Annotated in this window: 15 protein-coding genes; 9 read left to right on the plus strand and 6 right to left on the minus strand. The window is 72.8% G+C overall.

The features are described 5' to 3' along the window. The first annotated feature begins 137 nt into the window (after positions 1-137). The gene (locus ACTWPP_RS11505; RefSeq protein WP_443104173.1) at positions 138-1,622 is read left to right on the plus strand and encodes a leucyl aminopeptidase family protein; all 1,485 of its coding nucleotides are present in this window, start codon (positions 138-140) and stop codon (positions 1,620-1,622) included. Between the two features lie 14 nt (positions 1,623-1,636). Here the strand turns inward: ACTWPP_RS11505 and ACTWPP_RS11510 are convergent, their stop codons facing one another. Both ACTWPP_RS11510 and ACTWPP_RS11515 read right to left on the minus strand, forming a co-directional pair. Beyond that, complete coding sequence (locus ACTWPP_RS11510; protein ID WP_443104174.1) at positions 1,637-2,338, minus strand: hypothetical protein; 702 nt, start codon at positions 2,336-2,338, stop codon at positions 1,637-1,639. Positions 2,339-2,341: 3 nt separating this feature from the next. Then, positions 2,342-2,944, minus strand: coding sequence for an O-methyltransferase (locus tag ACTWPP_RS11515; protein WP_443104175.1), 603 nt, complete (start codon positions 2,942-2,944; stop codon positions 2,342-2,344). A 252-nt stretch (positions 2,945-3,196) separates the two neighbouring features. Between ACTWPP_RS11515 and sigE the strand changes: the two genes are divergently transcribed. From sigE to ACTWPP_RS11540, 5 genes are all read left to right on the plus strand, one after another. Further along, entirely contained in the window at positions 3,197-3,928 is a 732-nt protein-coding gene (sigE, locus tag ACTWPP_RS11520; protein ID WP_443104176.1) for an RNA polymerase sigma factor SigE, read from the plus strand. 89 nt (positions 3,929-4,017) lie between these two features. Continuing rightward, positions 4,018-4,632, plus strand: coding sequence for an anti-sigma factor family protein (locus ACTWPP_RS11525; RefSeq protein WP_443104177.1), 615 nt, complete (start codon positions 4,018-4,020; stop codon positions 4,630-4,632). Beyond that, positions 4,629-5,747 carry a sigma-E factor regulatory protein RseB domain-containing protein gene (locus ACTWPP_RS11530; protein ID WP_443104178.1) on the plus strand — a complete coding sequence of 373 codons (1,119 nt, stop codon included), beginning with the start codon at positions 4,629-4,631 and terminating at the stop codon, positions 5,745-5,747. Before ACTWPP_RS11525 ends, ACTWPP_RS11530 begins: the two co-directional genes overlap by 4 nt. A 186-nt stretch (positions 5,748-5,933) precedes the next feature. Continuing rightward, the gene (locus tag ACTWPP_RS11535; RefSeq protein WP_443104179.1) at positions 5,934-7,721 is read left to right on the plus strand and encodes a S1C family serine protease; all 1,788 of its coding nucleotides are present in this window, start codon (positions 5,934-5,936) and stop codon (positions 7,719-7,721) included. A 138-nt stretch (positions 7,722-7,859) separates the two neighbouring features. After that, on the plus strand, positions 7,860-8,213 hold the full coding sequence (locus ACTWPP_RS11540) for a sec-independent translocase (RefSeq protein ID WP_443104180.1): 354 nt from the start codon (positions 7,860-7,862) through the stop codon (positions 8,211-8,213). 41 nt (positions 8,214-8,254) lie between these two features. On the opposite strand, the gene ACTWPP_RS11545 is transcribed toward ACTWPP_RS11540, so the two are convergent. After that, entirely contained in the window at positions 8,255-9,394 is a 1,140-nt protein-coding gene (locus ACTWPP_RS11545) for an Mrp/NBP35 family ATP-binding protein (protein WP_443104181.1), read from the minus strand. Positions 9,395-9,503: 109 nt separating this feature from the next. On the opposite strand from ACTWPP_RS11545, the gene ACTWPP_RS11550 reads away from it, so the two are divergent. After that, positions 9,504-9,965, plus strand: coding sequence for a MarR family winged helix-turn-helix transcriptional regulator (locus ACTWPP_RS11550; protein ID WP_443104182.1), 462 nt, complete (start codon positions 9,504-9,506; stop codon positions 9,963-9,965). Between the two features lie 4 nt (positions 9,966-9,969). On the opposite strand, the gene ACTWPP_RS11555 is transcribed toward ACTWPP_RS11550, so the two are convergent. Together ACTWPP_RS11555 and ACTWPP_RS11560 are read right to left on the minus strand one after the other, a co-directional pair. Further along, the gene (locus tag ACTWPP_RS11555; protein ID WP_443104183.1) at positions 9,970-10,464 is read right to left on the minus strand and encodes a DUF1003 domain-containing protein; all 495 of its coding nucleotides are present in this window, start codon (positions 10,462-10,464) and stop codon (positions 9,970-9,972) included. Further along, entirely contained in the window at positions 10,464-11,762 is a 1,299-nt protein-coding gene (locus ACTWPP_RS11560; protein WP_443104184.1) for a magnesium transporter MgtE N-terminal domain-containing protein, read from the minus strand. Before ACTWPP_RS11560 ends, ACTWPP_RS11555 begins: the two co-directional genes overlap by 1 nt. 148 nt (positions 11,763-11,910) lie before the next feature. Here ACTWPP_RS11560 and ACTWPP_RS11565 point away from each other — a divergent pair, with 148 nt between their 5' ends. Beyond that, entirely contained in the window at positions 11,911-12,810 is a 900-nt protein-coding gene (locus ACTWPP_RS11565; protein WP_443104185.1) for an RNA polymerase sigma-70 factor, read from the plus strand. A gap of 4 nt (positions 12,811-12,814) precedes the next feature. Here ACTWPP_RS11565 and ACTWPP_RS11570 read toward each other — a convergent pair whose 3' ends face one another. After that, positions 12,815-13,327 carry a hypothetical protein gene (locus tag ACTWPP_RS11570; RefSeq protein WP_443104186.1) on the minus strand — a complete coding sequence of 171 codons (513 nt, stop codon included), beginning with the start codon at positions 13,325-13,327 and terminating at the stop codon, positions 12,815-12,817. Between the two features lie 38 nt (positions 13,328-13,365). Here ACTWPP_RS11570 and ACTWPP_RS11575 point away from each other — a divergent pair, with 38 nt between their 5' ends. Then, complete coding sequence (locus ACTWPP_RS11575) at positions 13,366-14,307, plus strand: HpcH/HpaI aldolase/citrate lyase family protein (protein WP_443104187.1); 942 nt, start codon at positions 13,366-13,368, stop codon at positions 14,305-14,307. The last annotated feature ends 47 nt before the right edge of the window (positions 14,308-14,354 follow it).

Below are 14,354 nucleotides of genomic sequence, written 5' to 3' on the forward strand. Positions count from 1 at the left end.
CGGTCCCGGCGGCACCGCCGGGGCCCTTGCCATTCCCGCACACCGCATGACCCGAGGCTTGACCGGCAGCAGCACCACAGCGTTAGCAGCACAAAGCCAGCACTCCAGCGCCAGCACCACAGGGGGGAACCGCCACCATGCCCATCGAGACCCGCATCCACGGCGCCGGGGGCACCGTGTCGCAGACGGCGGTCGACCTCGGGGCCGAGGTCGTGGCGGTGCCCGTCCGGCAGGGGCCGGTCGCGGAGGCGGGTTCGGGCGGCGGAACGCACATGGCCGAGGTGGCCGCGTCGCTGCCGTTCACGCTGGAGGAGCTGCTGGCCCTCCACAAGGCGAAGGGCGAGCCGGGCGAGATCGTGTCCGCCCAGGTCCGCGTCGGCGACCGGGTGCGGGAACTGCTGCTGTACGGGGTGGGCGACGCGGCCCCGGCCGACCTGCGCAAGGCCGGCGCCGCACTGGCCCGCCGCGGCAAGGGCCGGACGGCGCTGGTCGCCGGCGTGCCCGCCGGCGACCTCGCCGCGTTCGCCGAGGGCGCGCTGCTCGCCTCCTACGAGTTCAAGATCGGCGCGCCGCCGGCGAAGAAGGCGCTCGGCACGCTGGCCGTGCTGACCGAGGCCGGGCCCGAGGCGGACGCCCCCGCGATCGAGCTGGGCACCGCCCGCGCCCGGGCCACCGCGCTGGCCCGCGACCTCGCCAACACCCCGGCCCGCGAGAAGGACCCGTCGTGGCTCGCGGGGCAGGCCGGGCAGGTCGCCGGCGAAGCCGGCCTCACCGTCCGCGTGCGCGGTGAGAAGGAGCTTGTGGACGAGGGCTTCGGGGGACTGGTGGCCGTCGGCGCCGGGTCGTCGCGTCCGCCCAGGCTGATCGAGCTCTCCTACCTCCCCGACGGCGACCCCGACCGGCACGTGGTCCTCGTCGGCAAGGGCATCACCTTCGACAGCGGCGGTCTGTCACTGAAGCCCAACGAGGGTATGAAGACGATGAAGACCGACATGGCGGGCGGCGCGGCGGTCATCGCCGTGATGGGCGCGCTGCGCGGTCTCGGCGTCCGCGCCCGCGTCACCGGGCTCGTCGCCGCCGCGGAGAACATGCCGTCCGGATCGTCCATGCGCCCCGGCGACGTGATCACCCACTACGGCGGGAAGACGTCGGAGGTGCTGAACACCGACGCCGAGGGACGCCTCGTGCTGGCCGACGCCCTCGCCTACGCCGACGCGGCACTCGACCCCGACGTGGTCGTGGACGTGGCGACGCTGACCGGCGCGGCCAAGGTCGCGCTGGGCCTGCGGTACGGGGCGCTGTTCTCCAGCGACGACGACCTCGCCGCGGCCCTCACCCGGGCGGGGACGGCCTCGGGAGACCCGGTGTGGCGGCTCCCGCTGGTCGACGACTACCGCTCCGCGATCGACTCCGACGTCGCCGACATCAACAACATCGGCCGCGGCGGCTACGGCGGCGGCTCGATCACCGCGGCGCTGTTCCTGCGCGAATTCGCCGGCGACCGCGCCTGGGCGCACCTCGACATCGCCGGTCCCGGCCGCGCCACGGCCGAGGACGCCGAGATCACCCGCGGCGCGACCGGCTTCGGCACCCGCCTCCTGCTCGGCTGGCTGGCCGCCTGACCGGGTCCGCCCGGTCACTTGGTCCGGCGGTCGATCACCGGGACGCGGCGGCGGCGCCTCGCCTCCTTGACGATCTGCGGGAGCGTCGCGTCCCAGCCCTGCTCCACCGCGAAGCACCACCGGACGGCCTCCGCCGTCGCCGGCACGTCCCGCATCGTCAGCGCCACGAGCCGCGGCCGCCCCGACGTGCGGGCGAGTTCGGCCAGCTCCGCCGTCGGCAGGAAGACGATGTAGTCCTGCTCGCCCCTGCGGGTGCCGCCGACGCCGCGCCGCAGCGCCGTGATCGCCGCGACGTCCGCCCAGGGCAGCGTCCGCCCGGCGCCGCGCGGCAGCGGCCAGCGCGGCGGCCGCCGCACCCCGTCCCCGTTCAGTTCCAGGACCGGACGGCGTGCCAGCATCCCGCCGGCCGACATGAACAGCCCCGTCCCGAACAGCGCGAGCCCGGCGAAGCCGAGGACCGTGAACATGACGCCGCCCACGCTGGCGCCGCCCGTCACGCCGCCCGCGACGAACCCCGCCGACGCCAGGAAGAGGATCAGGGTCGCGAGCAACTGCCAGATCGCGCGCCACGTCGCCCGGACGCGCACCGCGAACACCTCGCCCGCCGCCACGTCGCCGCCACCGGCCTCGGCGCCCGAGCCGGTCTCAGGGCCGGTCTCCGAGCCGGTCTCAGGGCCGGTCTCGGGGCCGCTTTCGGTACGTTCCGTTTCAGGCATCGGTCAGTCGCACTTGACGGCGCACAGCAGGCCGTCGCCCACCGGGACCAGCAGCGGGACGAGCCGCTCGTCGTCGAGGATCATCCGGTGCACCTCGCGGATCGCCTCGGTGTCGGGGTCGCGGCGGCCGGGGTCGGCGACCCGGTCGTGCCACAGCGCGTTGTCGAACGCGACCACGCCGCCGGGCCGCAGCAGCCGCAGCGCGTCCGTCAGGTACTCGGGGTACTCGCGTTTCTGCGCGTCGCAGAACACCATGTCGTAGGCGCCGTCGGTGAGCCGCGGCAGCACCTCCAGCGCCGGTCCGCTGATCATCCGGGTGCGGAACGAACCGAGGCCCGCCTCCACGTACGCCTGCTTCGCCATGCGCTGATGCTCGGGGTCGATGTCCACGCTCGTCAGCACCGCGTCCTTGGGCATGCCGCGCATCAGCCAGATTCCGGACACGCCGCAGCCGGAGCCGACCTCCACGACGGTCCGCGCGCCGATCAGCGTCGCGAGGAAACGCAGTGCCGCCCCGCCGGCCGCCCCGATCGGAGACGCGCCGATCTCCTCACCGCGGCGCCTGGCGTTCAGGAGCGGCTCGTCTTCGGGGAGGAAGTCCTCCACATAGGCCCGGGTGGCCTGAACGGCGTCGATGGCTGCCTCCTCGCGGGACCCCCGCCTGGCTCATGCTGGAAAGACCATATCGCTGACAGGGAACCAACTGGAGTTTCAGCGCGTTGTAACCACGGAAGGAGTCCGCTCACGAGCGGATGAAATCCACGAGAACCGAGTCGGTCCAAAACCGCCCCAGCCCAGGCGAGACCGTGCCGTTCCAAGGCGAGACCTTGGCTCACGAGAGAGGAACAGCCCGGCACCATGGGAGTGGCAGCACTTAGTTTCAGAAGCGCTGTGGGGGTCGGCCCCAGGCAAGGGGTTGGCAGCGGCACGCGAACTCGCGAGAACGCCCCCGAGGCCGAATGGGCACCGCCGTCCTGGGACGAGGTCGTCCGCGAGCATTCCGCCCGCGTCTACCGGCTCGCGTACAGGCTGACCGGCAACCAGCACGACGCGGAGGACCTCACGCAGGAGGTCTTCGTCCGCGTGTTCCGTTCACTGTCGAACTACACGCCGGGCACGTTCGAGGGCTGGCTGCACCGGATCACCACGAACCTGTTCCTCGACATGGCGCGGCGCCGTCAGCGCATCCGCTTCGAAGGCCTCGCCGACGACGCCGCCGAACGCCTCCAGGGCCGCGAGCCGACCCCGGCGCAGGCGTTCGACGACAGCAACTTCGACGCCGACGTGCAGGACGCGCTCGACGCGCTCGCGCCCGAGTACCGCGCGGCCGTCGTGCTGTGCGACATCGAGGGACTGTCCTACGAGGAGATCTCCGCGACGCTCGGCGTCAAGCTGGGGACCGTGCGCAGCCGCATCCACCGGGGGCGTGCGCAGTTGCGCTCCGCGCTGGAGCACCGCGCGCCGACCCGCCGCCGGCCGGGGACCAGGAACGAGTACCAGACCCTCCGCGCCATGGGCGCGGTGGAGGACGACGAGGCCAAGGGGCTGCACGTGGCGAGCGGTGTTCGGCCGCAGCCGGAGGGCGTGTAGTAGACCTGGGTCCACGTGAAAATGTAAAGCTGTGCTTACCGCGCGCGGGCGGGACCGCGCGGCGGATCGAACGGAACGACGGAGGCGGCGTGAGTTGTCTGGGGGAGCGTCTGACCGCTCTGGTCGACGGTGAGCTGGGGCATGAGGAGCGCGACCGCGCTCTCGCCCATCTCGCGGGATGCGCCCAGTGCAGGGACGAGGTCGCCTCGCTGCGCGTGATCAAGGGCCGGCTGCGCGGCCTGTCGGACAGTCCGTCCGCGGACGCCGCGGACGACCTCCCGTCCGACGACTTCCTGACCCGGCTGCGCTCGCTGCCCGCGTCCGCCGGGCCGCCCGCCGCCGGCGGCGTCCCGCCCGGCCCGCCCGCCGGGACCCCGGCGCGGCATCCCCGCCGGCCGCTGCGATCATCGACCCGCGCCGCCCGGACGCCCGCGGCCGTGCGCCCGCGCGACAACCGTCCCGCCGGGCACGCCGGCGTCCTGCAGATCCAGCCGCGGCGCCGCTACCTGGTCGTGGGCGCCGCCACCCTGTTCCTCGGCCTCGGGACCGCGTCCTACGCCGCGGGCGGGCGCCAGGAGGCGCCGGACGTCATGCCCGCCTTCGACCGCTTCGCCGTCGAGCACGCGCTGACCGCCGGTGACGCGCCGATGAACGACCCGCTCACCGACCCGCTCAACCGGGTCTCGGTCTCTCCGGGGCCGTGACCGCCAGGATCTTGACCGGCCGGGGACGGCGCCGCTCCGTCCTCGCCTGCGGGCTCGCGGGCGCCCTCGCCCTGGCCGCCGCGCTGGCCGGCGACCCGGCTTCGGTCCGCCGCGTCCGCAGCGATCCCGGCGCGGTGGCCCTGCTGCGCGCCGCCGCCGACGCCGCCGGCCGCGTCCCGTACCAGGGCCGGCGGTTCCTCACGACGGCGGGCCGCAACAGTTCCACCACGTTCCGCGTGACGGTCGCCCACAGGCCCGGCGAGGGCATCCGCTACCGGTCCGGAACGTCCGGGAGGGGCTACCGGCCCGAGTCCGCCGCCGGGGAGACGACCGGCTTCACCCCGGAGACGCTGTCCCTGCTGACCAGAAACTATTCGGTGGTCCGCGCAGCGGACTCGTCGGTGTGCGGCAGGCACGCCCGCGTCGTGGAGGCCCGCAGGGCCGACGGGAGCCCCGCCGGGCGCTTCTGGATCGACTCCGAGACCGGGCTGATGCTGCACCGCGAGCTCATCGACGCCACCGGCCGCCCGGTCGTCGTCACCGGCTTCAGCGAGATCAGCTTCACCGCGCCGCCCGCGGAGGCGGTGACGCTCGGCGGCGCCCGGGGCGGCCTCGCCCGGTTCCCCGGCACCGCCGCGGGCGAGTCCCCGGACGGCGTCGCCGGCCGGGGCGCCACGGCCCTGTGGAACGACGAACTGGACCGTACCGATCTCGAAGGGCTGCGCGACCGGGGCTGGCCCCTCCCGGCGGACCTGCCGGGGCGGCTCGCCCTCCACGACGCCCGCCGCGAGCCGGGCGGCGGCACCGTCCACCTCAGCTACTCCGACGGGCTCGCCGCCGTCTCGGTGTTCGTGCAGCGCGGCACGCTGGACGAGCGCGCCCTGGACGACTGGCAGAAGACCGTCAAGCACGGCCGGACGGTGTTCCGCCGCGAGTCCCTGCGGCACTGGGCCGTCTCCGCGGGCGACGGCTACGTGTTCACGGTGCTGACCGACGCACCGCAGAGCACGGCCGAGTCGGTGGCGGCGCACCTGCCGAGGGACGCCGACCCCTTCTTTTCGCGGGTGTCGCGCGGCGCCCGGCGCCTGGCCTCGACCGCGAACCCTTTCGACTGAACACCTTTCGTCCGGCCTGTCGCCGGAGCCGTCAACGAATTCGAGCCATCGAGGAAGAGAAATGTTCGCCGACGATGATGATCGTCCGGTGCGAGCGTATCGACAGAAGGTCTTATGCTCGCCACATGCCTTTACGGGCACGATGAGCACGGATGACGAGGACCATGCTCGGTAGGAGAGATGGGGATGACGGAAGACAACCGCGGGCCGGCCGGGGCACCGTCGGAGGACGACGACGTCGCCTCCGGCCGGGAGCCCGAACGGCAGGAGGCGGCGGCTCCTCCCGAGACGGTGACCGACCAGGAGATTCCGCTGGAGCAGCCGGTGGACGATCCCGAGCCCGGGGCACGGTCCGACGGGGAGGCCCCGTTCGAGGCCGACGACCCCGAGCCCGAGCCCGAGCCGGAGCCGGATTCGGGGCCGGGCGGCGACAGGCTCGTGGCGGGGGGATTCGCGCCACCGGACTCGTCGTTCGGGGAGCCGCCGGACACCAGCGAGGACGTGCTGTTCCGGTCCACGCCGGCCGACATGGGGCCGCGGGAGGTGCCGCTGCAGGACGCGTCCCCGAACGACATGCCGCAGCCCCCGCCGCCGGTACCGCTCGACAAGCCCCTCGCGGAGGGCCCCGAGGACCGCTCGCGTCCCGGGTTCGTCCCGCACAACCATGACCCGCGTGCCGCGCACGGCCGGCCCTACGGCGGCTGGGCGCAGCACCCCCACCAGGGACCTCCGCCCGTCGGCGGTCCGCCGCCGATGGGCCCGCCGCCCGCGCCGATGGGCCCGCCGTCCGGCGGCCCCCGCCCGATGGCCGGGTTCGGGATGCCGCCCGGGGGCGGCCCGAACTGGGCGCCGGTTCCGGCTCCGCCGTCGTCGGGGCGCGGCGGCCCGGGCCTCGGGCTCCTCGCCGTCATCACGGTGATCGTCGCGCTGGTGGCCGGCGCGGTCGGCGCCGGGGTCGGCGTCGTCGCGACGGACGGCAACGACAACGGCCCGGTCAGCCTCGGTGGTGGCGGCGGCAGCGGCTCGGAGGTGCAGGCCCGCCCGCCGGACTCGGTCGCGGGCGTGGCGCAGCGCGTGCTGCCGAGCGTCGTGATGATCCGCGTGCAGGCCGCGCAGGGCGAGGTCGGCGGCACCGGCTTCATCGTCAACGGCGGCTACGTCATCACCAACAACCATGTCGTCGCCGGTGGCGACGGCGGCGCCATCCAGATCGTTTTCAACGACAAGAAGACGCTGCCCGCCACCGTCAAGGGCGCCGACCCGAGCTCGGACGTCGCCGTCCTGAAGCCCGAGGGCCAGCATTCGCTGCCCGCGCTCACCGTCGGCGACTCCAGCAAGATCGCCGTCGGTGACCCGGTGATCGCGATCGGGTCCCCGCTGGGCCTGCAGGGCTCGGTCACCACCGGCATCGTCAGCTCGCTGAACCGCGCGGTGCCCACGCGGGGCGAGGGCGGCGACGCGTCCTTCCTCAACGCGATCCAGACCGACGCGGCGATCAACCCGGGCAACTCGGGCGGGCCGCTGGTGGACGCCAAGGGCCGCGTCATCGGCATCAACACCGCGATCGCGACGCTCGGCGGCCAGGGCCTCGGCAGCGAGACGGGCGGCAGCATCGGCCTCGGCTTCGCGATCCCGATCAACCAGGCCAAGCGGATCGCCGAGGAGATCATCCGGACCGGCTCGTCCCGGCAGGCCAAGCTGGGCGTGCTGCCCGACCCCCGCTACCAGGACGGCGGCGCGCGGATCATGCCGCAGCCGGTCAACGGGCAGGACCCGGTGACCAAGGGCGGCCCGGCGGACAAGGCCGGCCTGAAGCCCGGCGACGTCATCACCCGCGTCGACGACAAGCCGATCGAGGACGCGACCGACCTGATCGCGCAGATCCGCAGCCGCGCCCCCGGCGACCGGATCACGATCACCTACCAGCGCGACGGCCGGGAGAGCACCGTCGAGGTGACTCTCGGGTCTGACTGATCGGCGTCCTATCCGGGGGCCTGAGGTCGTCCCCGGAGGATGGCGGGGAAACGTTCAGGTCCGGTTCATCCGGGCTCGGGATACGCTGGGGGGACCGGTCCGCCGCAGGGCCGGTCCCTGCCGTATGTGGAGGACAGGTTGTTCGACGTCGGACTCGGTGAGATGGCGGTGCTCGTCGTTCTCGCGCTGGTCATTTTCGGAGACAAGCTGCCCCAGGTCGCCGGGCAGGCGGGCCGGATGCTGCGGCAGTTCCGCCAGATGGCCAACTCCGCCAGGGCGGACCTGCAGGAGGGCCTCGGCCCCGAGTTCAAAGACTTCGACATCAACGACCTCAACCCGAAGACGTTCGTCCGCAAGCACCTCTTCGAGGAGGACGACACCTCCCTGAACAAGAGCGGTGTCTTCGACGACGAGCCGTCGTACGCGACCGCGGCCGGGAACGGCCAACTCGACTACGGCGAGCGCCCCCCCTTCGACACCGAAGCCACATAGCCCCGGGGGACCCCTGGGCTATGTGGCCGGGCTCGGCGGAGTCAACGCTTCTTGGGGGAGATGCCCAGGGACATTCCGGCCAGGCCGCGGCTGCGGCCGGCGAGTTCGTCGGCGATGGTCCGCAGTTCCTTGGCGGCGCCGGCGTCCGGGTCGGACAGCACCAGCGGCCGGCCCTCATCGCCGCCCTCGCGCAGCCGCGGGTCGATCTGCACCTGGCCGAGCATGGGGACGCGGGTCCCGAGCGTCTTGGTCAGCGCGTCCGCGACCGTCTGGCCGCCGCCCTCACCGAAGATGTACTGCTGCTCGCCGCAGTGCGGGCACGTCAGGTACGACATGTTCTCGATCACGCCGACGACCTGCTGGTGCGTCTGCGCGGCGATCGCGCCGGCCCGCTCGGCGACCTCGGCGGCCGCCTGCTGCGGCGTGGTGACCACCAGGATCTCCGCGGACGGCAGCAGCTGCGCGACGGAGATCGCGATGTCGCCGGTGCCGGGCGGCAGGTCCATCAGGAGGATGTCGAGGTCGCCCCAGTAGACGTCGGCGAGGAACTGCTGCAGCGCCCGGTGCAGCATCGGCCCGCGCCACACGACCGGCTGGTTCCCGGCGGTGAACATGCCGACCGAGATGACCTTCACGTCATGCGCCGTCGGCGGCATGATCATGTCCTGGACCTTGGTGGGCGAGCTGTCCACCCCGAGCATGCGCGGCACCGAGTGGCCGTAGATGTCGGCGTCGACGACCCCGACCTTGCGGCCCTGTGCGGCGAGCGCGGCGGCCAGGTTGACGGTCACCGACGACTTGCCGACGCCGCCCTTGCCGCTCGCGACCGCGTACACCTTGGTCAGCGAGCCGGGCCTGGCGAACGGGATCTCCTTGGCCGGTTCGCCGCCGCGCAGCTTGGTCTGCAGGTCCTTGCGCTGCTCCTCGCTCATGACGTCGAGTTCGACGCGCACCGAGGTCACGCCGCCGAGTTCGGAGACGGCCTCCGTGACGTTCCTGGTGATGGTGTCCTTCATCGGACATCCCGCCACGGTCAGGAAGATGCCGACGCGGACGGTGCCGTCCGCGTCGATGTCGACGCTCTTGACCATGTCGAGCTCGGTGATGGGCTTGCGGATCTCAGGATCGTTCACGGTGGCGAGCGCCGCGGTCACCTGCTCGGTCGTCAACTGGGAGGCCATACGCCCATGGTATGAACCCGATGCAAGAACCCGCCAATCAGGGTGCCGGTCCTCACGCCGCGTGTGCGTCCGCGTCGCGCGGGAGGCGGCGCCGCCGTAACATCGGTGCGTGACAAGCAGCACGATCTCGGTCGCCGAGCTGATCGTCTGGCGCGGCATGCTCCGCGCCCAGGCGCAGATCTCCCGCCGGCTCCAGGCCGACCTGCTGGCGCACCATGACCTGGCGCTGGCCTCCTACGACGTCCTCATGCACCTGGGCGAGGCCCCGGGCGGCCGGCTCCGGATGAACGATCTCGCCGACCGTGTCCTGCTGTCGCGCAGCGGACTTACCCGGCTCGTCGACCGGCTGGAGCGCGAGGGGCTGGTCGCCCGGCAGTCCTGTACGAGCGACGCCCGCGGCCTGTACGCCGTCCTGACGTCCGCCGGGCGGGCCCGGCTCGCGGAGGCCGCCCCCACCTACCGGCAGGGCGTCCGGGAGCACATGCTCAGCAGGCTGGACGAGTCGGACCTGCGCACCTTCCAGCACATCCTGGACAAGCTCACCGCCGAGCAGGTCCCCGTCCGGGCCTGAGGGGCTAGGCCGCGGAGTCCTTGGCCTCCAGCTCCCGCATGATCTGCTGAAGCTCCGAGCGCAGGAAGTCGCGGGTCACGACCTCGCTCACCGCCACCCGCAGCCCGGCGATCTCCCGGGTCAGGTATTCGGTGTCGGCGATGGTGCGGTCGTTCCTCGCCCGGTCCTGCTCGTACTGGACGCGGTCCCGGTCGTCCTGCCGGTTCTGGGCCAGCAGGATCAGCGGCGCCGCGTAGGACGCCTGGACCGACAGGATCAGCGTCAGGAAGATGAACGGGTAAGGGTCGAACTTCAGGGCGGACGGCGCGAGCAGATTCCACGCCACCCACACGGTGATGAACACGGTCAGGTAGACGAGGAAACGGGCCGTCCCCAGGAACCGCGCGATCCGTTCGGACAGCCGCCCGAACGACTCGGGATCGTAGTGGGGCCGCGGCACGAACGTCCGGCGGATCTCCCTCGGCTGGTCCAGGCGTGCGGTCATCTGGCGTGTCGTCATCACATGTTCCCCCGGAGAGCCTCTTCCTCGGGATCCGCGGTCTCCTCCGCGCCGGCCTCCATCAGGGCCTCCCGCCAGTCCACGGGCAGCAGATGGTCGAGGACGTCGTCGATCGTCACCGACCCCAGCAGGTGGCCGTCGTCGTCCACGACGGCGCCCGCGACGAGGTTGTAGGTGGCCAGGAACATCGCGACGGCCTCCAGCGACATGGTGGGCCGCAGCGGGTCCAGCTCGGCGTCCACGATCCCGGCGACGAGCGTCGGCGGCGGCTCCCGCAGCAGCTTCTGGAAATGGACCGTCCCGAGGTACCGGCCGGTCGGCGTCGCGGTCGGCGGGCGGCACACGTACACCTGCGCGGCCAGGGCCGGGTTCAGGTCGGGCCGCCTGATCAGCGCGAGCGCCTCGGCGACCGTCGCGTCCGGCGCGACGATCACCGGGTCGGTCGTCATCAGGCCGCCGGCCGAGTAGTCCTCGTAGACCAGGAGCCTGCGCACCGGCGCCGCCTCCTGCGGCTCCATCAGCGTCAGCAGCTGCTCCCGCTGCTCGGTGGGCAGGTCACCGAGCAGGTCGGCGGCGTCGTCGGGGCCCATGGCCTCCAGGACGTGCGCGGCCCGGTCCACGCCGAGCTTGCCGAGGATCTCGATCTGGTCGTCCTCGGGCAGTTCCTCCAGGATGTCCGCGAGCCGCTCGTCGTCGAGCGCGGCGGCGACCTCCGCGCGCCGCTTCGCCGGCAGCTCGTGCACGATGCCGGCGAGGTCGGCGGGCTTCATCTGCTCGAACGCGGCGATCAGCCCGGCCGCGCCCTGCCCGTGCTCGACGGCGGAGAACCCCTCGACGGCGTCCCAGTCCACGACGAAGCTCTCGCCGCGTTTGCGCAGCCCCCGTCCCCTCCTGCGGCGCACCGCGACCTTGCCGACCAGCCAGTCCCGGGTGCGGGTCGGTTCCATCGCCACGTCGACGACCGAGACGGGTTCCCCGCTGTCGCGCAACCGGATCGTCCGGTCCAGCATCTCGGCGATGACCAGCGTCTCGGACTCGCGTTTGCGGAACCGCCGCATGTTCAGCCGCCCGTCGAAGACGATCGCGTCCGCCTCGATCACCGTCACCCGCGTGATGGGCAGGAACACGGCATGGCGGGACGTGACCTCGACCACCAGCCCCAGCGCCCGCGGCGGACGCGGCGCCAGCCGCAGCGCCACCACGACATCGCGGACCCTGCCGACCTGGTCGCCGGCGGGGTCGAACACGGCGATCCCCGCGAGCCGGGCGATGAACACCCGTGTCGGAGATCCGCTCATGGCCAGGACACTACCCATGATCTCCCGCCTGATCCGGGGGCCGGCGGGTGATGCCGGACGCCGGCGGGCAGGACGTGTCACATCTCGCGCCGCCGTCCCGTCCCCGGTGGTGAAGACCTGAGAGGGACCGTATGAGAGGCTGACGATCATGAGCGAGGCGTTCGAGGAGGCGTTCGAGGAGCACCGGAACCTGCTCTTCGCCGTGGCGTACCGGATGCTGGGCACGGCCGCCGACGCGGAGGACGCCGTGCAGGACGCGTGGCTCCGCTGGTTCGCGGCGGACCGCTCGGGCGTCGTCGAACCCAAGGCCTACCTCGTCCGGATCACCACCAACGTCGCGCTCGACCGGCTGCGGTCGGCGCGGGCCCGGCGCGAGACCTACGTCGGGCCGTGGCTGCCCGAGCCGATGCTGACCTCCCCGGACGTCGCCGAGGACGCGGAGATGTCGGAGTCGGTATCGATGGCGATGCTCATCGTCCTGGAAACGCTGAGCCCGCTCGAACGCGCCGTGTTCGTCCTCAAGGAGGTCTTCGGCTACCCGTACGCCGAGATCGCCAAGGCGCTGGACCGGGCGGAGACGTCGGTGCGGCAGCTCGGCACCCGCGCCCGCAAGCACGTGGAGGCGCGGCGTCCCCGCTTCGAGGCGGGCGGCGCGGAGCGGCGGGAGGCCACGTCGCGGTTCTTCGACGCGGTCGTCGGCGGCGACATCAACCGGCTCATGGAGGTCCTCGCGCCGGACGTCGCCCTGTGGACCGACGGCGGCGGCAAGGTCAGGGCGGCGCTGCGCATCATCCACGGCGCCGACAAGGTGGGCCGCTGGCTCTCGGCGATCACCGGCCGGCCCTACGCGGGCATCGAACCCGCCGACATGCGGATCCGGCGCGTCCACCTCAACGGCGAGCCCGCCCTCGTCGTGGACGGCCCCGACGGCCCGATCAGCACCGTCACCGTGGACATCGACGACGACGGCCGGATCCAGGCCGTCCACCTGGTCGCCAACCCCGACAAGCTCAACTCCATCGCGACCGGCCGCCGGCTGCCGATGTGACGCGCTACCGGTCGACGCGGCGGCGTTTGCCGCCGTACATGCGGGGCGGTGCGCCCGCGGTCGTCGCGGGGGTCGGGACGGGCCGGACGGTGGCGTAGCCGCCGGACGCCTCGGCGGTCTCGGTGACCTCGGAGACGGGGGTGAGCCGGACGATCCAGGAGTCGGTGGCCCAGCGCTCCACCTGCCCCTCGTGGGAAGCGGCGTTCAGGCGGTCCTTGGCCAGCAGCGGCGTCACGGCGTCCCACAGCTCGGAGCCCGGCTCGACCGGCTCGGCGTCGGCGGTGAACGAGATGAGCCGGCCGCCCTTGTCCTTGCTGCGCAGGATCACCGTCACCTGCGCGGACTCCGGCAGGCCCGGCAGCGGCTGCTCGCCCTCCCCGCCGGTCAGGACGTAGGCGGAGCCGTCGTGCCACACGTGCCAGGCGGCCCTCGGCTGCGGCAGGCCGGGCAGGTCCAGCCACAGCAGCCCCGACTTCTTGGCCGCCTCCTCCACCAGCGCCCGGTTCAGCTCACCCATGCTCTGAGGGTCTCACATCGCTGGATAGCATCCGGGCCATGCGCTCTCGACGTACCACCCTCGCGGTCCCCGGCAGCAACGCCCGCTTCATCGAGAAGGCGCAGGGGCTCCCCGCGGACGAGATCTTCCTCGACCTGGAGGACGCCGTCGCGCCGTCCGCGAAGGAGGAGGCCCGCGGGACCGTCGTCACCGCGCTGAACGAGGGGGACTGGGCCGGGAAGACCCGGGTGGTGCGCGTCAACGACCTGGACACCCACTGGGCCTACCGGGACGTGATCGAGGTCGTGGAGGGCGCCGGCGCGAACCTCGACGCCGTCATGCTGCCCAAGGTGCGGGACGCCGCCCACGTCCAGTGGCTCGACCGGCTGCTCACCCAGATCGAGCGGGGCATGGGCCTGCCCGTCGGCGGCATCGGCATCGAGGCCCAGATCGAGGACGCGCGGGGAATGGTCGGCATCGACGCGATCGCCGCGTCCTCGCCGCGGCTGGAGTCGCTCGTCCTCGGCCCCGGCGACCTCATGGCGTCGATCAACATGAAGACCCTCGTCGTCGGCGAGCAGCCGCCCGGTTACACGGAGGGCGACGCCTACCACTACATCCTGATGCGGATCCTGATGGCCGCACGCGCCAACGACCTCCAGGCCATCGACGGCCCCTACTTCAACGTCCGGGACGTGGAGGCGTTCACGCGGGTCGCGCGGCGCTCCGCCGCGCTGGGGTTCGACGGCAAGTGGGTCCTGCACCCGTCCCAGATCGAGGCCGGCAACGCGGTGTTCTCCCCGTCCCAGGACGACTACGACCGCGCCGAGCTGATCCTCGACGCCTACGACCATTTCGTCGGTGTCGAGGGGCGCGGCGCCGCCGTCCTCGGCGACGAGATGATCGACGAGGCGTCCCGGAAGATGGCGCTCGTCGTCGCCGCCAAGGGCCGGGCGGCGGGCATGACCCGCAGGGAGCGGTTCGACCCACCGGGGAACTGAGGCCCCGTACGATTCGTCCCTACGTACGCGAAGGCTTTCGGGAGGGT

The sequence above is a fragment of the Actinomadura sp. 3N407 genome (assembly GCF_052245875.1).
GTDB lineage: Bacteria > Actinomycetota > Actinomycetes > Streptosporangiales > Streptosporangiaceae > Spirillospora.

Bases quoted from the DNA above. Each gene is read 5' to 3' on its own strand.
- ACTWPP_RS11505 (WP_443104173.1), top strand. From the start codon at position 138: ATGCCCATCGAGACCCGCATCCACGGCGCCGGGGGCACCGTGTCGCAG.
- ACTWPP_RS11510 (WP_443104174.1), bottom strand. From the start codon at position 2,338: ATGCCTGAAACGGAACGTACCGAAAGCGGCCCCGAGACCGGCCCTGAG.
- sigE (WP_443104176.1), top strand. From the start codon at position 3,197: ATGGGAGTGGCAGCACTTAGTTTCAGAAGCGCTGTGGGGGTCGGCCCC.
- ACTWPP_RS11535 (WP_443104179.1), top strand. From the start codon at position 5,934: ATGACGGAAGACAACCGCGGGCCGGCCGGGGCACCGTCGGAGGACGAC.
- ACTWPP_RS11545 (WP_443104181.1), bottom strand. From the start codon at position 9,394: ATGGCCTCCCAGTTGACGACCGAGCAGGTGACCGCGGCGCTCGCCACC.
- ACTWPP_RS11555 (WP_443104183.1), bottom strand. From the start codon at position 10,464: ATGACGACACGCCAGATGACCGCACGCCTGGACCAGCCGAGGGAGATC.
- ACTWPP_RS11560 (WP_443104184.1), bottom strand. From the start codon at position 11,762: ATGAGCGGATCTCCGACACGGGTGTTCATCGCCCGGCTCGCGGGGATC.
- ACTWPP_RS11565 (WP_443104185.1), top strand. From the start codon at position 11,911: ATGAGCGAGGCGTTCGAGGAGGCGTTCGAGGAGCACCGGAACCTGCTC.
- ACTWPP_RS11570 (WP_443104186.1), bottom strand. From the start codon at position 13,327: ATGGGTGAGCTGAACCGGGCGCTGGTGGAGGAGGCGGCCAAGAAGTCG.
- ACTWPP_RS11575 (WP_443104187.1), top strand. From the start codon at position 13,366: ATGCGCTCTCGACGTACCACCCTCGCGGTCCCCGGCAGCAACGCCCGC.